Genomic DNA, 19128 nt, shown 5'->3' with positions numbered 1-19128 from the left:
TGGAGGGGGCATGGGCTTCACGATCGGCGGCATCCGCGAGATGCGGTCCGGCTCACGGCGCCGCGCTCGCACCACCGAGTGCACCGCGGTGGCCGAATACACCGGACTCTGGGGCTGGGACGTCCAGCCCGGCGCACGGGCCGTCAACGGCCAGTGCTCCTGCGGCGACCGGGCCTGCGCGGCTCCGGGCGCCCATCCCCTCCCGTTCGCGTCGCCCGTCCCGGCGGGCGCGGCGCTCGACGACGCGACCAAGGCGTGGTCGGAGTACCCCGGGGCGGCGCTGCTGCTGCCGGTGGGCCGCGCCTTCGACGTGATCGAGGTGGCCGAGGCGGCGGGCCGGCGGGCGCTGGTCAGGATGGAGCGGATGGGGCTGCCCCTCGGCCCGGTCTGCGCCACCCCGACCGGGCGGGCGCAGTTCTTCGTGGCGCCGGGCGCCGCGGAGGAGCTGCCTCGGCTGCTGTACCGGATGGGCTGGGACGACGCGGATCTGGACCTGCACTGTCTGGGTCCCGGCAGTCACATCACCGCTCCCCCGTCGAGTCCGGGCGGGCTCGGCCCGGTGCGCTGGCTGCGCCCGCCGACGCTCGACACGGCGGGGGCGCCGCCGCAGGCCCGGCTGCTGCTCGGCACACTGGCGTACATGTGCCACCGGACGCACGCCTGACCCCTGGCGTACGCGAAGGGCCCCCGCCGTGGTCGGCGGGGGCCCTTCGCGGTGCCGTCGCGGGGGTCAGTCGCCGATGAGGGCGTCGACGAAGGCGGCCGGGTCGAAGGGGGCCAGGTCGTCGGGGCCCTCGCCGAGGCCGATGAGCTTGACCGGGACGCCCAGCTCGCGCTGGACGGCGACGACGATGCCGCCCTTGGCGGTGCCGTCGAGCTTGGTCAGGACGATGCCGGTGATGTCGACGACCTCGGCGAAGACGCGGGCCTGGATGAGGCCGTTCTGGCCGGTGGTGGCGTCGAGGACGAGGAGGATCTCGTCGAGCGGGCCGTGCTTCTCGACGACCCGCTTGACCTTGCCGAGCTCGTCCATGAGGCCGGTCTTGGTGTGCAGGCGGCCGGCGGTGTCGACGAGGACGACGTCGGCCTTCTCGGCGATGCCCTCCTTGACGGCGTCGTACGCGATCGAGGCCGGGTCGCCGCCCTCGGGGCCGCGCACGGTGCGGGCTCCGACCCGGTCGCCCCAGGTCTGGAGCTGGTCGGCGGCGGCGGCGCGGAAGGTGTCGGCGGCGCCGAGGACGACGGACTTGCCGTCGGCGACCAGGACGCGGGCGAGCTTGCCGGTGGTGGTGGTCTTGCCGGTGCCGTTGACGCCGACGACCATGACGACGCCGGGGACGTCCTCGGGGCTCTCGGTGTGGACGGTGCGGTCGTACTCGCCGAGGAGGGCGATCAGCTCCTCGCGGAGCAGGCCGCGGAGCTCCTCGGGGGTGCGGGTGCCGAGCACCTTGACGCGCTCGCGCAGCCGCTCGACCAGCTCCTGGGTGGGGGCGACGCCGACGTCGGCGGTGAGGAGGGTCTCCTCGATCTCCTCCCAGGTGTCCTCGTCGAGGTGCTCGCGGGAGAGCAGGGTCAGCAGGCCCTTGCCCAGCGAGTTCTGGGAGCGGGCGAGCCGGGCCCGGAGGCGGACGAGGCGTCCGGCGGTGGGCTCGGGGACCTCGATCTCCGGCGCGGCGGGGGCCTCGGCGACGACCGGGTCCTCGACGGCGGCGGGGGTCTCGACCGCTTCCTCGGCGGTCGGGAGGCCGACCTCCTCGACGGTGCGGCGTGGTTCTTCCCGCGGTGTCTCCGCCTCGTCGCCGACGTGCGGCTCGGCGGGCGGAGCGGTGATGGTCGGCGTGGTGGACGGCGGTTCGGCCGGCGGCAGCTGCTTCTTCTTGCGACCGCTGATCACGAGCCCGCTGGTCACGGCGACCGCGACGACCAGAGCGATGACTACAGCAAGGATGAGTTCCATAACCCGTCCAGTATCGGCCACGACCCGCCCGGTGACGCCGTACGTACGCAGCGTGGGTCGCGGGTCCCGGCGCGCCCGGACCGTTCTCATCTGACGTACCGTCAGCTATGGTCGCCCCTCGCCGGCAGCCCACCCGCGGAGGGGACCCCCATGGCCTTCAGCGTCGTACGGTTCAACCTGGTCGACCCGCGCGCCACCCCCGAGTCCCTGGCGGAGCGCTACCGCGCCGCCCTGGAGATGGCGGCCTACGCCGACGGGCACGGGGTGGACACCGTCCAGACCGAGGAGCACCACGGGGTGGAGAACAACTGGCTCCCCACCCCCTTCGTCTTCGCCGGCGCGGTCTTCGGCGCCACCCGCCGGATCGCGGTCACCGTCTCCGCGATCATCGGCCCGCTCCACGACCCGCTGCGGCTCGCGGAGGAGATCGCGGTGCTCGACCTGCTGAGCCGGGGCCGGCTGGTGACGGTGGCCGGGATCGGCTACCGCCCGGAGGAGTACGAGGAGCGCGGGGTCGACTGGGGACGGCGCGGCAGGCTCCAGGACGAGCTCCTGGAGACCCTCCTCGCCGCCTGGACGGGCGAGCCCTTCGCGTACCGGGGCCGTACGGTACGGGTCACCCCGAGGCCCTTCACCCGGCCGCACCCGCTGCTGCTCGTCGGGGGTTCCTCGAAGGCGGCGGCGCGGCGGGCGGCCCGGCTGGGGCTGCCGTTCTTCCCCTCCGCGCACCTGCCGGAGCTGGAGGCGTACTACCGGGAGCGGTGCGCGGAGTACGGCACCGAGGGCTGGACGATGATGCCGGCGCGGGAGACCCCGCTGCTGCACGTCTCGGAGGACCCGGACCGGACCTGGGCGGAGTACGGCGGGCACTTCCTGCACGAGGCCCGGACCTACGCCTCCTGGCAGTCGAAGGACATCCGTTCGGCGGTGCGGTCGACGGCGTCGACCGTGGCGGAGCTGCGCGCGGAGGGGGTGTACCGGGTGGTGACGCCCGGGGAGTGCGCGGGGCTCGGCCTGGAGAGCCTGGTCCTGCATCCGCTGTGCGGGGGGATGCCGGTGGAGGAGGGGTGGCGGAGCCTGCGCCTGTTCTGCGACGAGGTGCTGCCCCGCCTGGGGGCGTAGCCGTCAGCCCATCTCCTCCAGCGCCTTGCCCTTGGTCTCCTTGACGTACCTGAGCACGAAGGGGATCGAGAGGACGGCGAAGACGGTGTAGATGACGTAGGTGCCGGAGAGGTTCCAGTCGGAGAGGGACGGGAAGCTGGCGGTGATGGCCCAGTTGGCCATCCACTGGGCGGAGGCGGCGACGCCGAGGGCGGCGGCGCGGATCCGGTTGGGGAACATCTCGCCGAGGAAGACCCAGACGACCACGCCCCAGGAGAGGGCGAAGAAGAGCACGAAGACGTGGGCGGCGACGAGCGCCACGACGCCCTGGGTCTCGGGGAGCTTGCCGTCGACGAGGTCGGCGGAGAAGGCCCAGGCCTCGAAGGCCAGCGCGATCGCCATGCCGACGGAGCCGACGAGGGCGAGCGGCTTGCGGCCCACCCGGTCGACCAGGACCATCGCGATCACGGTGCCGATGATGTTGATGATCGACGTGGTGAACGAGTAGAAGAACGAGCTCGACGGGTCGATGCCGACGGACTGCCAGAGCGTCGAGGAGTAGTAGAAGGCGACGTTGATGCCGACGAGCTGCTGGAAGACGGAGAGTCCGATGCCGACCCAGACGATGGGCAGCAGGCGGAAGCGGCTGCCGGAGACGAGCAGGTCCCTGAAGGTGGACTTGTGCTCGCTGCGCATGGCGTTCTCGATCTCGGCGACCCGGTGGTCGAGGTCGACGCCCTTCCCCTCGACCTCGGAGAGCACCTCCTTGGCCCGCTCGGTCTTCCCCACGGAGATGAGGAAGCGGGGGGACTCGGGGATGGCGAAGGAGAGCAGCCCGTAGAGGAGGGCGGGGACGACCATCACGCCGAGCATCCACTGCCAGGCCTCCAGGCCACCGATCTCGCCGCGCTGGTCGCCGTCGGCGAGCTGGAGGATGCCGTAGTTGACGAGCTGGGAGATGGCGATGCCGATGACGATGGCGGCCTGCTGGAAGGAGCCGAGGCGGCCGCGGTAGGCGGCGGGCGCGACCTCGGCGATGTAGGCGGGGCCGATGACCGAGGCCATGCCGATGGCGAAGCCGCCGACGATCCGCCAGAAGGCCAGGTCCCAGAGGGCGAAGGGCAGGGCGGAGCCGACGGCGCTGACGGTGAAGAGGACCGCGGAGATCTGCATGCAGCGGATGCGGCCGATGCGGTCGGCGATCCGGCCGGCGGTCGCGGCGCCGATCGCGCAGCCGATCAGGGCGATCGCGATGACCTGGGCGAGGGTCGCGGAGCCGATGTCGTAGCGGTCGCGGATGGCTTCGACGGCGCCGTTGATGACCGAGCTGTCGTAGCCGAAGAGGAATCCGCCCATGGCGGCGGAGGCGGTGATGAAGATGACGTGACCGAGGTGGTCCGGGTGCGCCGCCCTGCCTTCGGAAGGGGGCGGCGTCGGGGCATGCGCGGTGTCGGTCACATGGACTCCTCGGTATGGCGGTCCTTCGGTCCTCTTCCCGGATCTCCGGGAGGCTTCCGGTTACCCAGGATTCCCAGTGGCGCACACCTTCGGTCCCGCCACCACTTCAGCGGAGCCGCTGGCTGATCACCTTCGAGACGCCGTCGCCCTGCATGGAGACGCCGTACAGCGCGTCGGCGACCTCCATCGTCCGCTTCTGGTGGGTGATCACGATGAGCTGCGAGGACTCCTGGAGCTCCCGCATGATCCGGATCAGGCGCTGGAGGTTGGTGTCGTCGAGCGCCGCCTCGACCTCGTCCATGACGTAGAAGGGGCTGGGACGGGCCTTGAAGATGGAGACGAGCAGGGCGACGGCGGTCAGCGAGCGCTCGCCGCCGGAGAGCAGCGAGAGCCGCTTGACCTTCTTGCCGGGCGGCCGGGCCTCGACCTCGACACCGGTGGTGAGCATGTTCTCGGGGTCGGTGAGCACCAGTCGGCCCTCGCCGCCGGGGAAGAGACGGGAGAAGACGCCCTCGAACTCGCGGGCGGTGTCCCGGTACGCCTCCGTGAAGACCTGCTCGACCCGCTGGTCGACCTCCTTGACGACCTGGAGCAGGTCGGCGCGGGTCTTCTTCAGGTCCTCCAGCTGCTCGGAGAGGAAGCGGTGGCGGTCCTCCAGGGCGGCGAACTCCTCCAGGGCCAGCGGATTGACCTTGCCGAGCTGCTGGAAGGCGCGCTCGGCGGCCCTCAGCCGCCTCTCCTGCTCCGAACGGATGAACGGGCGCGGCTGGTTGCGGGGATCGTCGGGGTCGTCGGGCAGGGTCTCGCCCTCGGCGGCCGGCGACGGCGGGACGGGCTGGTCGGGGCCGTACTCGACGGTGAGCGCGCCCGCCTCCACGCCGAACTCCTCCAGGGCCCTGGCCTCCAGCTGTTCGATCCGCAGCCGCTTCTCGGCGCCCAGGACCTCGCCGCGGTGGACGGAGTCGGTGAGCTTGTCGAGCTCGGTCTTCAGGTCGCGGCCCCGGGCGCGGGCGGCGGCGAGGCCCTGCTCGCGGTCGGCGCGGGCGGCGGCGGCCACGGCGCGCTCGCGCTCGGCGCGTTCCAGGGAGACCTCGACGTGGGCGAGGAGGGTACGGGCTCCGCCGGCGACGGCGGCCGCGACGCGGGCCTCGTGGCGGAGCCGGGCGCGGCGCTGCTCACCGCGCGCGCGTGCGTCCCGTTCGGCGCGGGCGGCCCGGTCGAGGGAGTCGGCGCGGCCGGCCAGTCCCCTGACCCGCTCCTCGTGGGTGCGGAGTTGGAGACGGGCCTCCATCTCGGTCTGGCGGGCGTTGGAGCCGTCGATGGCGAGCCGGTCGCGGACGGAGGTGTCGGGCTCCTCCTCGGCCGGGGTCTCCTCGGCGACGAGGAGCCGTTCGGCCAGTTCCCCGGCCTCGGCGGCGGCCCGTTCCAGGGCCTCCTGGGCGCGGGCGACGGCGGCGGCGGTCCGCTCGGCCTCGCCGGCCGCTCCCCTGGCCTGCCCGGCGCGCCGGCCGAGGGCCTGGGCGACGGACGCCTTCTCCTTCTCGGCGGTACGCCGGAGGGCGTCGAGCTCCTCGACGCGGGCGGCGGCGGCCCGGCGGTGTTCGGCGTGTTCCTCCTTGGCGCGGGAGGACTCCTCGCACCGGAGGGCGAGTTCGGCGAGTTCGGCGGCGGCCTCGTCGACCTGGGCCCGTACTTCGAGGAGGCTGGGCGCGCCGGCGGAGCCGCCCTGCGCGTGGTGGGCGGCGAGGAGGTCGCCCTCGGCGGTGACGGCGGTGAGGGCGGGGTGGGCACGGACGAGTTCGCGGGCCTCGTCGAGGCCGTCGACGACGACGACGCCGTCGAGCAGCCGGCGGACGGAGCCGAGCAGGCCCTCGGGCCCGGTGACCAGTCCGGCGGCGGCCCGAGCGCCGGCGGGCAGCGCGCGTGGCTCCGCCTCGGGGCCGGGGGGCGCGGTGAGGATCAGGGTGGCGCGGCCCGCGTCCTGTTTGCGGAGCAGGCGGAGCGCCTCGACGGCGGCGGTGGGGCCGTCGGCGGCGAGGGCGTCGGCGGCGGCGCCGAGGGCGGCGGCGACGGGGACCTCGTCTCCGGGGGTGACGGTGAGGAGTTCGGCGGCGGGGCCGAGGATCCCGGTGAGGCCGGCGGCGAGCAGGGCGCCGGTGCCGTCCTTGCGGCGCAGGCCGAGGGCGAGGGTGTCGTGCCGGGCGCGGGTGGCGGCCCGGCGGCTCTCGGCGGTGGCGGCGGCCTCGCGGGCGGCGCTCAGCGCGGTCTCCGCGTCGGCGAGGGCGCGGCGGGCCGCCTCGTACCGCTCGCCGTGCTCGGTGTCGGCGGCGTCGAGGTCGTCGACCTCGGCCCTGAGCTGCTCGTACTCCTCCTGGGCGGCGACGGCCCGGTCGGCGGCCTCGTCGCGAGCGGCGGCGAGCCGGTCGATCTCGGCCTGGGCGGAGGCGGCGCGGGAGCGGGCGGCGTTGACCTGGCCGTGCAGCCGGGCGAGGCCCTCGCGGCGGTCGGCGAGGGCGCGGGCGGCGTCCTTGAGTCGGCGCTCCTCGGCGGTGAGGGCCCGTTCCAGCTCGGCCCGGTGGTCGACGGTGTCCTCCAGGGCCCGCTCGGCGGCCTCCAGGGCGGCGGCCAGCTCGGCCTCCTGTTCGCGGACCCGGGCGGCCTCGCGCTCCAGGTCCTCGGGGTCACGGCCGCGGCGCTCCTCGGCGGGGGCGTCGGTGGCGCTCTTCACGCGCGCGTCGGCGAGGGAGACCGTGCCGCGGACGCGTTCGGCGAGCTGGGAGAGGGCGTACCAGCTCTGCTGGGCGCGCTCCAGGCGCGGGGCGAGGGCACCGACCTCGGACTCCAGCGCGGCCTCGCGGGCGAGCGCGGTGCGCAGCTCCTCCTCGGTGGTCTCCTTGCGGGCCACGAGGGCGGCCTCGTCGGCGAGTTCGGCGCGCAGGGCGCGCTGGTGGCGGACGAGGTCGTCGGCGAGGAGGCGGAGCCGGGCGTCGCGCAGGTCGGCCTGGATGACGACGGCGCGGCGGGCGACGGCGGCCTGCCGGCCGAGCGGCTTGAGCTGGCGGCGCAGTTCGTCGGTGAGGTCCTGCACGCGCGCGAGGTTGGCCCGCATCGCGTCGAGCTTCCGCAGCGCCTTCTCCTTGCGCTTGCGGTGCTTGAGGACGCCCGCGGCCTCCTCGATGAAGGCGCGCCGGCCCATGGGGTCGGCGTGCAGCACGGAGTCGAGCTGGCCCTGGCCGACGATGACGTGCATCTCGCGGCCGATGCCGGAGTCGGAGAGGAGGTCCTGGATGTCGAGCAGCCGGCAGGTGTCGCCGTTGATCTGGTACTCGCTGCTGCCGCCCCGGAACATGATCCGGGTGAGGGTGACCTCGGCGTAGTCGATCGGGAGGGCGCCGTCGGAGTTGTCGATGGTGAGCGAGACCTCGGCGCGGCCGAGCGGGGGCCGCCCGGTGGTGCCGGCGAAGATGACGTCCTCCATCTTGCCGCCGCGCAGCGACTTCGCGCCCTGCTCGCCCATGACCCAGGAGAGCGCGTCGACGACGTTGGACTTGCCGGAGCCGTTGGGGCCGACGACGCAGGTGATTCCCGGTTCGAACCTCAGTGTGGTGGCGGAGGCGAACGACTTGAATCCGCGGAGCGTGAGGGCCTTGAGGTGCACTCACGGGACTCTACCCGGGGCGTCGCGTTTCGCCCGTGATCGCGCAGGGCAGACCCTCGGGTGAGGGGCGGTGTGACGAGGGGGAGACGAGGGGGGCCAGAAAAGAAGGGACGCCGAAGCGCCCCTTGCCTATTCAGCTGTTCCCACCTGAGCCCGTCGGGCTGGGTGTCAGGTGAGCGCAGGCTCCGCCTGGGGTACGTCGAGGTCGATGCGGTCGAGCAGCGACTCGCCCTGCTGAGCGGCGGCAGCGTTGAGCGCGTCGTTCTCGGTCTGGATCCGTACGATCTCGGATTCCAGGTCCTGGACGCGCTGCTGAAGCCGTCGCATCTCGGCGAGGAGTCGCGGGTCGGAGCCGCCGACGTAACCGAGAAGCGCCTTTGCCATGATGAGTGGTCCTCCACACTGAGTGACCGACCGATTGCGGTGTGGGTCGTGAGGGATGGATTCGCACCCGCGGTGCTCGGCAGTACCTGAGTCGTGCCGGTGTTCTACTGCCACACAGCTAAGGTGCGCGGGGCTTCCAGAGTCTCACCAAAAAGTTTGACGGTCAACACGATCACGCCCCGATCGGTGTGGCGGACGGGGAGTTCGCGGCCGCGACACGGTCTGCGGCGGCTCTCGACCCGTCACTCCGGGGCGTGGTGATGATCCTTACCCGGGAAGCCTCGCACGAGTGCCGAATCTTGGCAACCACCAGGTACGACGCCTGTTCACCGGCGTTCATCCGCGCGAAACCGGCCCCCCGCCCGGGGCCCGTCGGGGGCGTCCGGAGGGAGGGCCGGCGAAGAGTGCCGAGGGTCACACGGGTGGGGGTCAGCGGATGGCGAAGCCGTCGTAGCCGCCGCGGGGGGTACCCCATATCTCGGTGACACCGTCCACGCGGCCGGGCGTGTCCCCGGTCCGCAGCCACTCCAGCAGACGGTGGCAATGGTCACTCGGGCCCTCGGCCACCACCTGGACCCGCCCGTCGTCGAGGTTCAGGGCGAAGCCGGTGAGGCCGCCGATCTCCAGAGCGTTTGCCCTGGTGAACCAGCGGAAGCCCACTCCCTGTACCCGTCCGCGCACCCAGGCGGTCATCCGTACATCGTCACTCATGGCTGCACGCTAGCGGGCGGATTGCCCGGAGAGCACGTCACGGCGGCTTCTCATGGCGTACAGTCCGACGGAATGCGCCTCACCCACATGGGTGCACGCCTCTCGGTCATCCGTACGCAGCGTCACGCTCCGTCGAGATCCATGCCGAAAGCAAAGGCCGCAAAGATCCAAGAGCAAAGATCCACCACCCGAAGATCCAGCACCGAAGATCCAGCACCGAAGATCCAGCACCGAAGATCCAGCACCGAAGATCCAGCAGAGCCAGCTCAGGGAGGCAGGCAGATGGGACGCCACCGTCGCTCCGGCGCCGCGCCCGCCGAGGCAGACTACGCGACCGGCACCGCCCCCGATCACGGGGGTACCCGCCGCAGGCGGCGCGGCCGCCCGGTCCGTACCGGACTGATCGGCGTCTCGGCGGCCGTCGCCGTCGGAGCCGTCGCGGTCGCCTCGGGACTCCTCCCCGGCGGGGAGACCCTCACCGCGGGCAACGCCGGCAGCAGCCGGCCGACCACCGCGGAGACCCGGCAGACTCCCGAGCTGACCACCCAGGGCGGGGCGACCCGCACCCCGGCCGACGTGTCGACGGGGACGGGCGGCACGGGCGCGGGCCAGGGCTCGAAGGGCGCGAGGAAGACGCCGACCACGGCCTCCTCCTCCCCCAAGGCCACGCCCACCCCCAGCAAGAAGACCGCGTCCCCCTCCCCCACACCGTCGAAGACGCGCACCGCGGCCCCCGCCCCCACCACCCCGGCGAAGCCGAAGCCGAAGCCGTCGAAGGCCCCGGCCACCACCCAGGCCGCCCCCGCCCCGGCCCCCACCACCGAGGCTCCGGCCGAGGAGACCACCGAGGAGACGGCCGCGCCGGCCGGTTCCACCGCCGACCGCGCGGACGCGGCCGAGGCCGAGGTGCTGCGCCTGGTGAACGTCGAGCGCGGCAAGGTCGGCTGCTCCCCGGTCCAGCCCTCCGCCGGCCTGGCCCGGCTGGCCGGTGCCTTCAGCGCCGACATGGCCGCCCGGAACTTCTTCGACCACACCGACCCCGACGGCGCCACCCCCTGGTCCCGCGCCGAGGCGGCCGGCGTCGGCGGCCTCGGCGGCGAGAACATCGCCCGCGGCCAGGTCGACGCGACCGCCGTGATGGTCTCCTGGATGAACAGCGACGGCCACCGCGCCAACATCCTGAACTGCGACTTCACCACCCTCGGCGTCGGCGTCCACTTCGCCGACGGCGGCCCCTGGTGGACCCAGGACTTCGGCTACTGAGATTCCCGCGGGTCGGCGACCCGTGAAGCTTTCGTGGGCCGTCACGTCCGGCGAGAAGGCGCCCCGGGTACGCGTGAACCCCCTGTCTGCCTGCGCGTTCCGCGGCCAGGGGGCTCTTGCTCGGGGTGGGTTCGGGTCAGGTGTCAGTTGTGTCCGCGAGGGGCGTGGCCTGCGGGGTTCTGGTTCTCGGTTTCCTGCGTCAGACCGCCACCGGTACAGCTGGGCTGCTGACCGCCCGGCTGGTGGCCACCGTTGTTGGTGCAGGAGACGTCGGCAGGAGTGATCTTGGCTTGGGCGACGTTTGCTCCGCCTACCCCGAGTGCGAATGCTGCGGCCGTCGCGGCTATGGCCGCGCCGACCCTCTTCACTGTCATCTTGGCCATGAGGAATCAGCCTCCGGAGTTTCTCGCTTTGCGGCAGAGCGATCCGGACTGTCGCTTTGATCAAGATCAAGCCTTCTCGCGTCGGCTGCGCAATGTCAAGCCATCCGGGCGATTGTGACAAAAGTGGCGAACCTCCGCGTGGATCGCAGGTGAAAGGGCCCCACCCACACGGGAATTCGGATCCCTTTTTCACCTACACGCGCACGTAAGTAACACCACGCGCACCCGGGAAATCAGCCAGTCGCCGTACGCGCTGGTCAGGGCGGTGCGATGTCGCTTCTTCGGCTACTGAACCGCCCTCCCCCACGGTTACCGTGGGGGTATGACTCTGGACCCGGCCACCGACGACCCGGCCTTCGACGTGTTCGCGCGCGGGTGTGCCTCGCGGGTGACGCTGGAGCACGTCACGGGACGGTGGGGCAGCCTCACCCTCGGCGCCCTGTACGAGGGGACCCTCCGCTTCAACGAGCTGCGGCGGCGGGTCGACGGCGTCAGCGAGAAGATGCTGGCGCAGACGCTGCACGCGCTGGAGCGGGACGGGCTGGTGCACCGCGAGGCGCAGCCGGTCAACCCGCCCCGGGTCGACTACCGGCTGACCCCGCTGGGGCGGGAGGTCGCCGAGCGGCTCGTCGGGCTGATCGCGCTGGTGGAGGGCCGGATGCCGGAGGTCGTCGCGGCCCGGGAGGCGTACGACTCCGGGCGGGCCGCCGTCACGGGCTGACGCGCGGCGGGCGCTGGCAGCGCGGGCAGAAGTAGCTGGAGCGGTTCATCCAGGCGCGGCGGCGCATCGGCGTGCCGCAGCGGCGGCAGGGCTCGTCCTCCCGCCCGTAGGCGTCCAGCGACCGGTCGAAGTAGCCGGACTCGCCGTTCACGTTCACGTAGAGGCTGTCGAAGCTGGTGCCGCCGGCCGCGAGGGCCGCGTTCATCACGTCGCGGACATGGCCGAGGAGTTCGGCCGAGCGCGGGCGGGTGAGGGTGGCGGTCGGCCGGTCGTAGTGGAGCCTCGCCCGCCACAGCGCCTCGTCGGCGTAGATGTTGCCGACACCGCTGATCAGCGACTGGTCGAGGAGCGCCCGCTTGATCGTGGTGCGGCGCAGCCGGAGCGCGGCCTGGAAGGCGGCGTCGTCGAAGGCCGGGTCGAGCGGGTCGCGGGCGATGTGCCCGATGACGTCCGGCAGCCCGTCCGGGGTCTGGTCGTGCAGCGAGAGCCCGCCGAAGGTGCGCTGGTCGACGAAGCGGAGCTCCGTACCGGCCGCGTCGCCGAAGCGGATCCGGATGCGCAGGTGCTTCTCGTCCGGGGCGGCCTCCGGCTGCACCAGGAGCTGCCCGCTCATGCCGAGGTGCCCGAGGACCGAGGTGCCGGTGTCGGCGAGCGGCAGCCACAGGTACTTGCCCCGGCGCCGGGCCGGCTCGAAACGCTGTCCGGTCAGCCGGGCCGCGAAGTCCTCGCCGCCCGCCGGGTGGCGCCGGACGGCCCGGGGGTGGAGGACCTCCACGCCGGCCACGGTCCGGCCGGCGACCCAGCGCTCCAGTCCGCGCCGGACGACCTCGACCTCGGGCAGCTCGGGCACGGGACTCCTCCGGAGGGGTACGGGTGGTGGTCCTCGCAGCCTACCGCCAGGGGCGGACCCACCCGGCCTCCCGGAGAAAGCCCGGAGGCAGCCCGGAGAACGGCCCCGGATACGACCCCGGATACGCCCTGGACAGCGGGCCCGGGGAACAGCCCCGGAAAACGGATCCGCCCGCCCCTGGTGGGGGCGGGCGGGTAAGAACTCCGCTGAAGGATGCGGGAGCTCGCTCGCGCGAGGGCGCGGTCGAGACCGAGGTCAGGCGGTGGTCGGGGTGGTCCCGTCCGTCCGCTCCTGCCCGCCGGCCTCACCGGTCGCGCCGGCCTCGGCGGCGGCCTTGGCCGCCGCCCGCTCGTCCGCGGCCGCGCGGATCGCGCGCCACGCGGACTCTGCGGCCTGCTGCTCCGCTTCCTTCTTGCTGCGGCCGGTGCCGGTGCCGTACGAGACACCACCGACGCGGGCGGCAGCAGTGAAGGTCTTCTCGTGGTCCGGGCCCTCCTCGGAGACGAGGTACTCCGGGACACCGAGCCCCTCGGCCGCGGTGAGCTCCTGGAGACTGGTCTTCCAGTCCAGGCCGGCACCGAGGTTCGAGGACTTCTCGATCAGCGGGTCGAAGAGCCGGTGCACCAGCTCGGACGCCGCCTCGAGACCCTGGTCGAGATAGACCGCGCCGATCACCGCTTCGAGGGTGTCGGCGAGAATGGATGCCTTGTCCCGGCCGCCCGTGCCCTCTTCGCCCCGGCCGAGCCGGATGAAGGAGCCCAGGTCGAGGCCGCGCCCGACGTCCGCCAGCGCACGCGAGTTCACCACCGCCGCCCGGAGCTTGGCCAGCTGGCCCTCCGGCAGATCGGGGTGGGTGCGGTAGAGGGTGTCGGTGACCACCAGGCCGAGCACGGAGTCCCCGAGGAACTCCAGCCGCTCGTTGGTGGGCAGACCGCCGTTCTCGTACGCGTACGAGCGGTGGGTCAGCGCACGCACCAGAAGGGCGGACTCGAGGTGATACCCGAGCCGCCCTTCCAGAAGCGTGTGGGACGAGGCGCTGTTGATGTTGTCAGACATCGTGCCTCTCACCAGCCCGCTCAGACCGCGAGGACCTGGCGCTTGTTGTAGGTGCCGCAGCTCGGGCACGCGATGTGCTGCAGCTTCGGCTCCTGGCAACGCTCGCACGAAACCAGGGTGGGGACCGCAGCCTTCCACTGCGACCGGCGGTGGCGCGTGTTGCTGCGCGACATCTTCCGCTTCGGAACAGCCACGGCTACTTCTCCTGCTTCTCGTCGACACCGGTAGCGGCGTCGCTCATGTTGTCCTTCTCGTCGGCTCCCAGCGAACCGGCGAGTTCCTGCAGTGCCGCCCAACGGATGTCGGTGGCGTCGTGGTGGTGGTCGGGGTGGTCGTTCAGGTTGATTCCGCAATCGGAACACAGACCCGCACAGTCCTCCCGGCACACCGGCTGCATCGGCAGAGCGAGCACCACGGCGTCACGCAGCACGGGTTCGAGGTCGAACATGCCGTCCTCGAGGGGGGTCATGCTCTCGTCTTCATCGTCCTCGTCGTCCGCGACCGCTTTGACACGGCCCCGGTCGTCGGAGTCGGGGTACGAGAACATCTCCTGGAAGTCCGCGTCGAGCTCCAGCTCGACGGGCTCCAGACACCTTACGCACTCCCCTTCGGCCGATGCACGGGCGGTGCCTGTGACAAGCACCCCTTCCATGACCGACTCGAGTCGGAGCTCGATCTCCACCGGAGCGCCCTCGGGCACTCCGACGACCCCGGCGACGCCGAGATCGACGGGCGCGTCGACCGTGCGGGAGATCCGCTGGAGGGCACCGGGACGCCGCCCCAGCTCGTGTGTGTCGAACACGAGGGGATTGCGGTGGTCAAGGCGCGTGCTCAGGGTTCTTCCTGCTTTCGGATCGTTCGCGTCGCAAGTCTCAGGGGGCTGCCGCTTGAGGGCAGCATGGATCGCGGACATACACGCGACCGAAGGGCCAGGATACTGGACGCTTCGCCCAGGGCCCAATCCGGCCTCCCGCCGGCCACCGGCCCCGGTCACCCGCCCCGGCTACTGGCCCTGCTCGTACCTGCGCAGCTGCTCCAGGTCGATCATGCTCGTGTCGAAGAAGCTGGTCTCGTCGAGCGCGGCCGCCTGCTGCTGGGCCTGGGGCTGCGCGGCATAGGGCGCGGCGTAAGCCGCTCCGGTGGAGCCGGTGCCCGCACCGGAGTACGGGTCCTGCTGCTGGTAGCCGTACGGATCCACCTGCTGCGGCTGCTGGTACGCGTAGGGGTCCTGCTGCTGGTAGCCGTACGGGTCCACCTGCTGGGGCTGCTGCTGGTAGCCGTACGGGTCCTGCTGGGCCGGGATCTGCGCCGCGACCGGGGCGGGCGCGGCGACGGGGGCGACGGGCGCCGGGTCGGCGAGCTCCGCCAGACCGGCGAGGTAGTCGGCGTCGCTGGTGTGCACGGAGGGGCCGAGGCCCTCCTGGGCGGCCATGTGCTCGCCCAGGGCGTCCGAGGCGATCCGGCCGTGGAGCTTCTGCCGGCCGCGGCCGACGGCCTCCAGGGTCTTGGAGAGGACCGCCTCGAAGGCGCCCAGCTTGGCGTCCACGTACTCGTCGGCGCGGGCGATCAGGGTCTGCGGGTCCGCGCTGTACTCGGGGGCGTCCTCGTCGGCGTACCCGTGCTCGTCCAGACCGGGGCCGCGGCCGAGGAGCTTCTCGCGGCCGCGGTCGACGGAGCCGATGGTCTTGTTGAGGACGACCTCGAAGTTGGCGAGCTTGGAGTCGACGTACTCGTCGGCCTCGGCCCGGACCTCCTCGGCCTCGCGGCGGGCCTCGGAGAGGATCCGGTCGGCCTCCTCCTGGGACTGCCGGGCGATCTGGGTGTCGGAGACGATCGTGCCGCGCTCGGCGTGGGCTGCCTCGATGATCCGGTCCGCCTCCTGACGGGCCTGCTCGACCAGCTGCTCGCGTCCGCCGATCAGCTCCTGGGCCTGGGCGAGGGAGTTCGGCAGGGCGTCCCGCACCTCGTCGAGGAGGGCGAGGAGATCGGCGCGGTTGACCACACAGGAGGCCGACATGGGCATCGAGCGGGCGCCTTGTACGGTCGCGACGATCTCGTCGAGCTTCTTCTGCACGTCCACCGGGTGCTCGCCACTCTCTACAGCTGGATGGAGACGGACGGGACGACTGTAAGCGCAGTCGTGGCCCGTCCGACACCAGATGACGGAGCGTCAGCGGCGGTGGCCGCGCGTCACTTCTGCGCGAGCCGCTCGGCGAGCCGGCCGAGGACCGCCGGGGGCACCAGGTGGGACACGTCGCCACCCCAGGCCGCGACCTCCTTGACCAGCGAGGACGAGAGGAAGCTGTACGTGGGGTTGGTGGGCACGAACAGCGTCTCGACGCCCGACAGGCCGATGTTCATCTGGGCCATCTGGAGCTCGTAGTCGAAGTCGCTGACCGCTCGCAGGCCCTTGACGATGGCGGGGATGTCCCGCTGCTTGCAGAAGTCGACGAGCAGGCCGTGGAAGGACTCCACCTCGACGTTGCCGAAGTCGGCGGTGACCTCGCGGATCAGCTCGATCCGCTCCTCGACCGCGAACAGGCCCTTCTTGGACTGGTTGATCATCACCGCGACGTGCACGACGTCGTACAGCTTGGAGGCGCGGGCGATGATGTCGAGATGTCCGTTGGTGATGGGGTCGAACGACCCCGGACAGACGGCGCGGCGCAACCTGGTTCCCTCGCTCTCCGGTCCGGTCATCGTGCGTCTTCGCACGGTGAGGCGGCGCGACCGTACCAAAACGTTCCCTCGCCGTAGCGACGGGACCGCAGTGGTTCGAAGCCGTCCGGCCAGCCGAAGGCGCCGCCTCGGGTGCTGCGCTCCACGGTGACGACGGCATCCTCGCTCAGCCACCCCCCTGAGCGCAGTGTGAGGAGGATCTCTCGGAGTTCCTCGTCCGCGACCGCGTAGGGCGGGTCCAGGAAGACCAGGTCGTACGGCTCGGCCGGGGCCGGTCCCGTGACGATCTGCTCGGCCTTCCCGGTCCGGGCCTCGGCGCCGGGCAGGCCGAGCGCGCGGACGTTCTCCCTGACGGTGCGGGAGGCGCGGGCGTCGGCCTCGACGAGCAGGGCGTGGGAGGCGCCGCGGGAGAGCGCCTCCAGGCCCACGGCGCCGGAGCCGGCGTACAGGTCGGCGACCCGGCTGCCCTCGATGCCGTGGAGCGCCTCCCAGGTGGAGAAGAGGCCCTCGCGCGCCCGGTCGGAGGTGGGGCGGGTGCCGTTGCCCGGGGGCACGGCCAGGCGCCGTCCGCCGGCGGTGCCGGCGATCACGCGGGTCATCGGGTTTCCTCGTCGTCCTCGGCTGCTTCGTGCGTGTCGCGCTCGCGGCACACGACCAGCTTAGGGCGGCCCTTCCGCTCAGCCCTTCTCCAGGTACTCCTCCCGCTCCTCGCTCAGCAGGGCGTCCAGTGCGGTGCGCAGCCCCGGGTGGGCTTCGAGGTCGGGGTCGGCGAGGACCAGGGCGGTGGCCTCCTCGCGGGCGGCGGCGATGACCTCCTCGTCGTCGATGACGGCGAGGACCCGGAGGGAGGAGCGGACTCCGGACTGGGCCTGGCCGAGGACGTCGCCCTCGCGGCGCTGTTCGAGGTCGATGCGGGAGAGCTCGAAGCCGTCGAGGGTGGCGGCGACGGCGGCGAGGCGCTGCCGGGCGGGGCTGGCCTCGGGCATCTCGCTGACGAGGAGGCAGAGTCCGGGGGCGGAGCCGCGGCCGACGCGGCCGCGCAGCTGGTGGAGCTGGGAGACGCCGAAGCGGTCGGCGTCCATGATCACCATGGCGGTGGCGTTGGGCACGTTGACGCCGACCTCGATGACGGTGGTGGCGACGAGGACGTCGAGCTCGCCGGCGGCGAAGCGGCGCATGACGTCGTCCTTGTCGTCGGGGTGCATGCGCCCGTGCAGGACGGCGATCCGCAGCCCGGCGAGGGGGCCGGCGCCGAGCTTCCCGGCGACGTCGAGGACGGCGAGCGGGGGCCGCTTCTCGGCCTCGTCCTCGGCGGAGGGCTTGCGCTGGGCCGCCTTCTTCTCGTCCGCCTGGTCGACGTCGTCACCGATGCGGGGGCAGACCACGTACGCCTGGTGGCCGTTCTCCACCTCCTCGCGGACCCGCTCCCACGCGCGGGCGAGGAAGTGCGGCTTCTCGGCGGCGGGGACGACGTGGCTGGCGATCGGGGAGCGTCCGGCGGGCAGCTGGTCGAGGACGGAGGTCTCCAGGTCGCCGAAGACGGTCATGGCGACGGTCCGCGGGATGGGGGTGGCGGTCATGACCAGCAGGTGCGGGGGCTGCTTCCCCTTGCCCCGGAGCGCGTCGCGCTGCTCGACGCCGAAGCGGTGCTGCTCGTCGACGACGACCAGGCCCAGGTCGTGGAACCTGACCTTGTCCTCGATCAGCGCGTGCGTCCCGATGACGATCCCGGCCTCGCCGGTCACCAGGTCGAGGAGGGCCTGTCGCCGGGCGGCGACCCCCATCGACCCGGTGAGCAGCACCACCTTGGTGGCCCGCTCGGACCCGCCGAGCATCCCGCCCTCGGCCAGCTCCCCCATCATCTCGGTGACCGACCGGTGGTGCTGCTGGGCGAGCACCTCGGTGGGCGCGAGCATCGCGGCCTGCCCCCCGGCGTCCACGACGGCGAGCATGGCCCGCAGCGCCACCATCGTCTTGCCCGAGCCGACCTCGCCCTGGAGGAGGCGGTGCATGGGGTGGTCGGTGGCGAGGTCGTCGAAGATCTCCTTGGAGACCTTGAGCTGGCCGTCGGTGAGGGTGAAGGGGAGCTCGGCGTCGAAGGCGGTGAGGATGCCGTCCTCGGCGGGGCGCCGGGGGACGGCGGGGAGCTGGGTGTCGGCGTGGCGGCGGCGGGCGAGGGCGACCTGGAGGACGAAGGCCTCGTCCCACTTGAGCCGTTCGCGGGCGGCGGCGACGTCGGCCTTGGTGGCGGGGCGGTGGATCAGGCGGAGGGCGTCGGGGAGTTCGGCGAGGCCGCGGCCCTCGCGCAGGGCGGGCGGGAGCGGGTCGACGGCGTCGGTGGCGCTCGGCAGGACGGCGTCGACGGCCTTGGCGATCTTCCAGGACTCCAGCTTGGTGGTGGCCGGGTAGATCGGGATGAGGGCGGCGGCCCAGGCGTCCGCCGCCACGTCGCCGTCGCCGCGCAGGAGTTCGTAGGCGGGGTGGGCGAGCTGGAGGCGGCGGTTGAAGAGCGAGACCTTGCCGGAGAACATCGCCCGGGTGCCGGGCAGCAGGTCGTGGTGGGGCTTGTGGACGCCCTTGCCGAAGAAGACCAGCTGGAGCCGGCCGGACCCGTCGGTGATGGTCACTTCGAGCCGCTGGCCGCGGCCCTTGGCGCCGTTGAAGGTGTGCACGCGGGCGTCGGCGACCTGGGCGACGACCGTGACGTGCTCGTCGAGCGGCAGGTCGGAGAGGGTCGTCAGCTCGCCCCGCTCCGCGTACCGCCGGGGGTAGTGGTGGAGGAGGTCGCCGACCGTGTGCAGGTCGAGGGCCTCGGCCATGACCTTGGCGGTGGCGGGGCCGAGGGACTTCTTGAGGGGTTCGTCGAGCGCGGGCACGTGTTCCATTGCACACCACCGGACCGACAGC

Annotated in this window: 17 protein-coding genes; 4 read left to right on the top strand and 13 right to left on the bottom strand. The window is 72.5% G+C overall.

Annotation, left to right across the window (positions count from 1 at the left end; genetic code table 11):
• Positions 1-10: 10 nt before the first annotated feature.
• A complete protein-coding gene (locus tag ACFQ8C_RS19965) occupies positions 11-664 on the top strand; it encodes a bifunctional DNA primase/polymerase (protein ID WP_383459101.1) in 654 nt (217 codons plus the stop codon).
• Between the two features lie 66 nt (positions 665-730).
• Here the strand turns inward: ACFQ8C_RS19965 and ftsY are convergent, their stop codons facing one another.
• A complete protein-coding gene (gene ftsY, locus ACFQ8C_RS19960) occupies positions 731-1957 on the bottom strand; it encodes a signal recognition particle-docking protein FtsY (protein WP_383459098.1) in 1227 nt (408 codons plus the stop codon).
• 150 nt (positions 1958-2107) lie between these two features.
• Here ftsY and ACFQ8C_RS19955 point away from each other — a divergent pair, with 150 nt between their 5' ends.
• Positions 2108-3079, top strand: coding sequence for an LLM class flavin-dependent oxidoreductase (locus ACFQ8C_RS19955; protein WP_383459095.1), 972 nt, complete (start codon positions 2108-2110; stop codon positions 3077-3079).
• Between the two features lie 3 nt (positions 3080-3082).
• Here the strand turns inward: ACFQ8C_RS19955 and ACFQ8C_RS19950 are convergent, their stop codons facing one another.
• The 4 genes from ACFQ8C_RS19950 to ACFQ8C_RS19935 all read right to left on the bottom strand — a co-directional run bounded on the left by ACFQ8C_RS19950 (position 3083) and on the right by ACFQ8C_RS19935 (position 9269).
• Positions 3083-4516 carry a sugar porter family MFS transporter gene (locus ACFQ8C_RS19950; protein ID WP_383459092.1) on the bottom strand — a complete coding sequence of 478 codons (1434 nt, stop codon included), beginning with the start codon at positions 4514-4516 and terminating at the stop codon, positions 3083-3085.
• Between the two features lie 106 nt (positions 4517-4622).
• Positions 4623-8174 carry a chromosome segregation protein SMC gene (smc, locus tag ACFQ8C_RS19945; protein WP_383459089.1) on the bottom strand — a complete coding sequence of 1184 codons (3552 nt, stop codon included), beginning with the start codon at positions 8172-8174 and terminating at the stop codon, positions 4623-4625.
• A 168-nt stretch (positions 8175-8342) separates the two neighbouring features.
• Positions 8343-8558: a hypothetical protein gene (locus tag ACFQ8C_RS19940; protein ID WP_383459086.1), complete on the bottom strand. Its 216-nt coding sequence runs from the start codon at positions 8556-8558 to the stop codon at positions 8343-8345.
• Positions 8559-8987: 429 nt separating this feature from the next.
• Complete coding sequence (locus ACFQ8C_RS19935; RefSeq protein ID WP_365074714.1) at positions 8988-9269, bottom strand: acylphosphatase; 282 nt, start codon at positions 9267-9269, stop codon at positions 8988-8990.
• A gap of 282 nt (positions 9270-9551) precedes the next feature.
• Between ACFQ8C_RS19935 and ACFQ8C_RS19930 the strand changes: the two genes are divergently transcribed.
• Both ACFQ8C_RS19930 and ACFQ8C_RS19925 read left to right on the top strand, forming a co-directional pair.
• Positions 9552-10532 carry a CAP domain-containing protein gene (locus tag ACFQ8C_RS19930; RefSeq protein WP_383459082.1) on the top strand — a complete coding sequence of 327 codons (981 nt, stop codon included), beginning with the start codon at positions 9552-9554 and terminating at the stop codon, positions 10530-10532.
• 705 nt (positions 10533-11237) lie between these two features.
• Entirely contained in the window at positions 11238-11636 is a 399-nt protein-coding gene (locus tag ACFQ8C_RS19925; RefSeq protein WP_383459079.1) for a winged helix-turn-helix transcriptional regulator, read from the top strand.
• On the opposite strand, the gene mutM is transcribed toward ACFQ8C_RS19925, so the two are convergent.
• The 8 genes from mutM to recG form a co-directional block, all read right to left on the bottom strand.
• A complete protein-coding gene (gene mutM, locus ACFQ8C_RS19920; RefSeq protein ID WP_383459077.1) occupies positions 11626-12486 on the bottom strand; it encodes a bifunctional DNA-formamidopyrimidine glycosylase/DNA-(apurinic or apyrimidinic site) lyase in 861 nt (286 codons plus the stop codon). The two genes, ACFQ8C_RS19925 and mutM, sit on opposite strands and share 11 nt — an antisense overlap.
• Before the next feature lie 255 nt (positions 12487-12741).
• Entirely contained in the window at positions 12742-13542 is an 801-nt protein-coding gene (gene rnc, locus ACFQ8C_RS19915) for a ribonuclease III (RefSeq protein ID WP_383459074.1), read from the bottom strand.
• A 20-nt stretch (positions 13543-13562) separates the two neighbouring features.
• Positions 13563-13736: a 50S ribosomal protein L32 gene (gene rpmF, locus ACFQ8C_RS19910; RefSeq protein WP_043229344.1), complete on the bottom strand. Its 174-nt coding sequence runs from the start codon at positions 13734-13736 to the stop codon at positions 13563-13565.
• A gap of 2 nt (positions 13737-13738) precedes the next feature.
• Complete coding sequence (locus tag ACFQ8C_RS19905; protein ID WP_383459071.1) at positions 13739-14455, bottom strand: YceD family protein; 717 nt, start codon at positions 14453-14455, stop codon at positions 13739-13741.
• 90 nt (positions 14456-14545) lie between these two features.
• Positions 14546-15622 (bottom strand): ATP synthase F0 subunit B, encoded by a 1077-nt coding sequence (locus tag ACFQ8C_RS19900; RefSeq protein ID WP_383459069.1) that lies wholly within the window; start codon positions 15620-15622, stop codon positions 14546-14548.
• Between the two features lie 110 nt (positions 15623-15732).
• A complete protein-coding gene (gene coaD / locus ACFQ8C_RS19895; RefSeq protein ID WP_383459114.1) occupies positions 15733-16212 on the bottom strand; it encodes a pantetheine-phosphate adenylyltransferase in 480 nt (159 codons plus the stop codon).
• 26 nt (positions 16213-16238) lie between these two features.
• A complete protein-coding gene (gene rsmD / locus ACFQ8C_RS19890) occupies positions 16239-16820 on the bottom strand; it encodes a 16S rRNA (guanine(966)-N(2))-methyltransferase RsmD (RefSeq protein ID WP_383459068.1) in 582 nt (193 codons plus the stop codon).
• Positions 16821-16898: 78 nt separating this feature from the next.
• Positions 16899-19106: an ATP-dependent DNA helicase RecG gene (recG, locus tag ACFQ8C_RS19885; protein WP_383459066.1), complete on the bottom strand. Its 2208-nt coding sequence runs from the start codon at positions 19104-19106 to the stop codon at positions 16899-16901.
• Between the last annotated feature and the right edge of the window lie 22 nt (positions 19107-19128).

It is taken from the genome of Streptomyces sp. NPDC056503 (assembly GCF_042794995.1).
Taxonomy (GTDB): Bacteria; Actinomycetota; Actinomycetes; order Streptomycetales; family Streptomycetaceae; genus Streptomyces.
The sequence above is the reverse complement of the archived record's forward strand: the minus strand, read 5'-3'. Positions and strand labels throughout refer to the sequence as shown.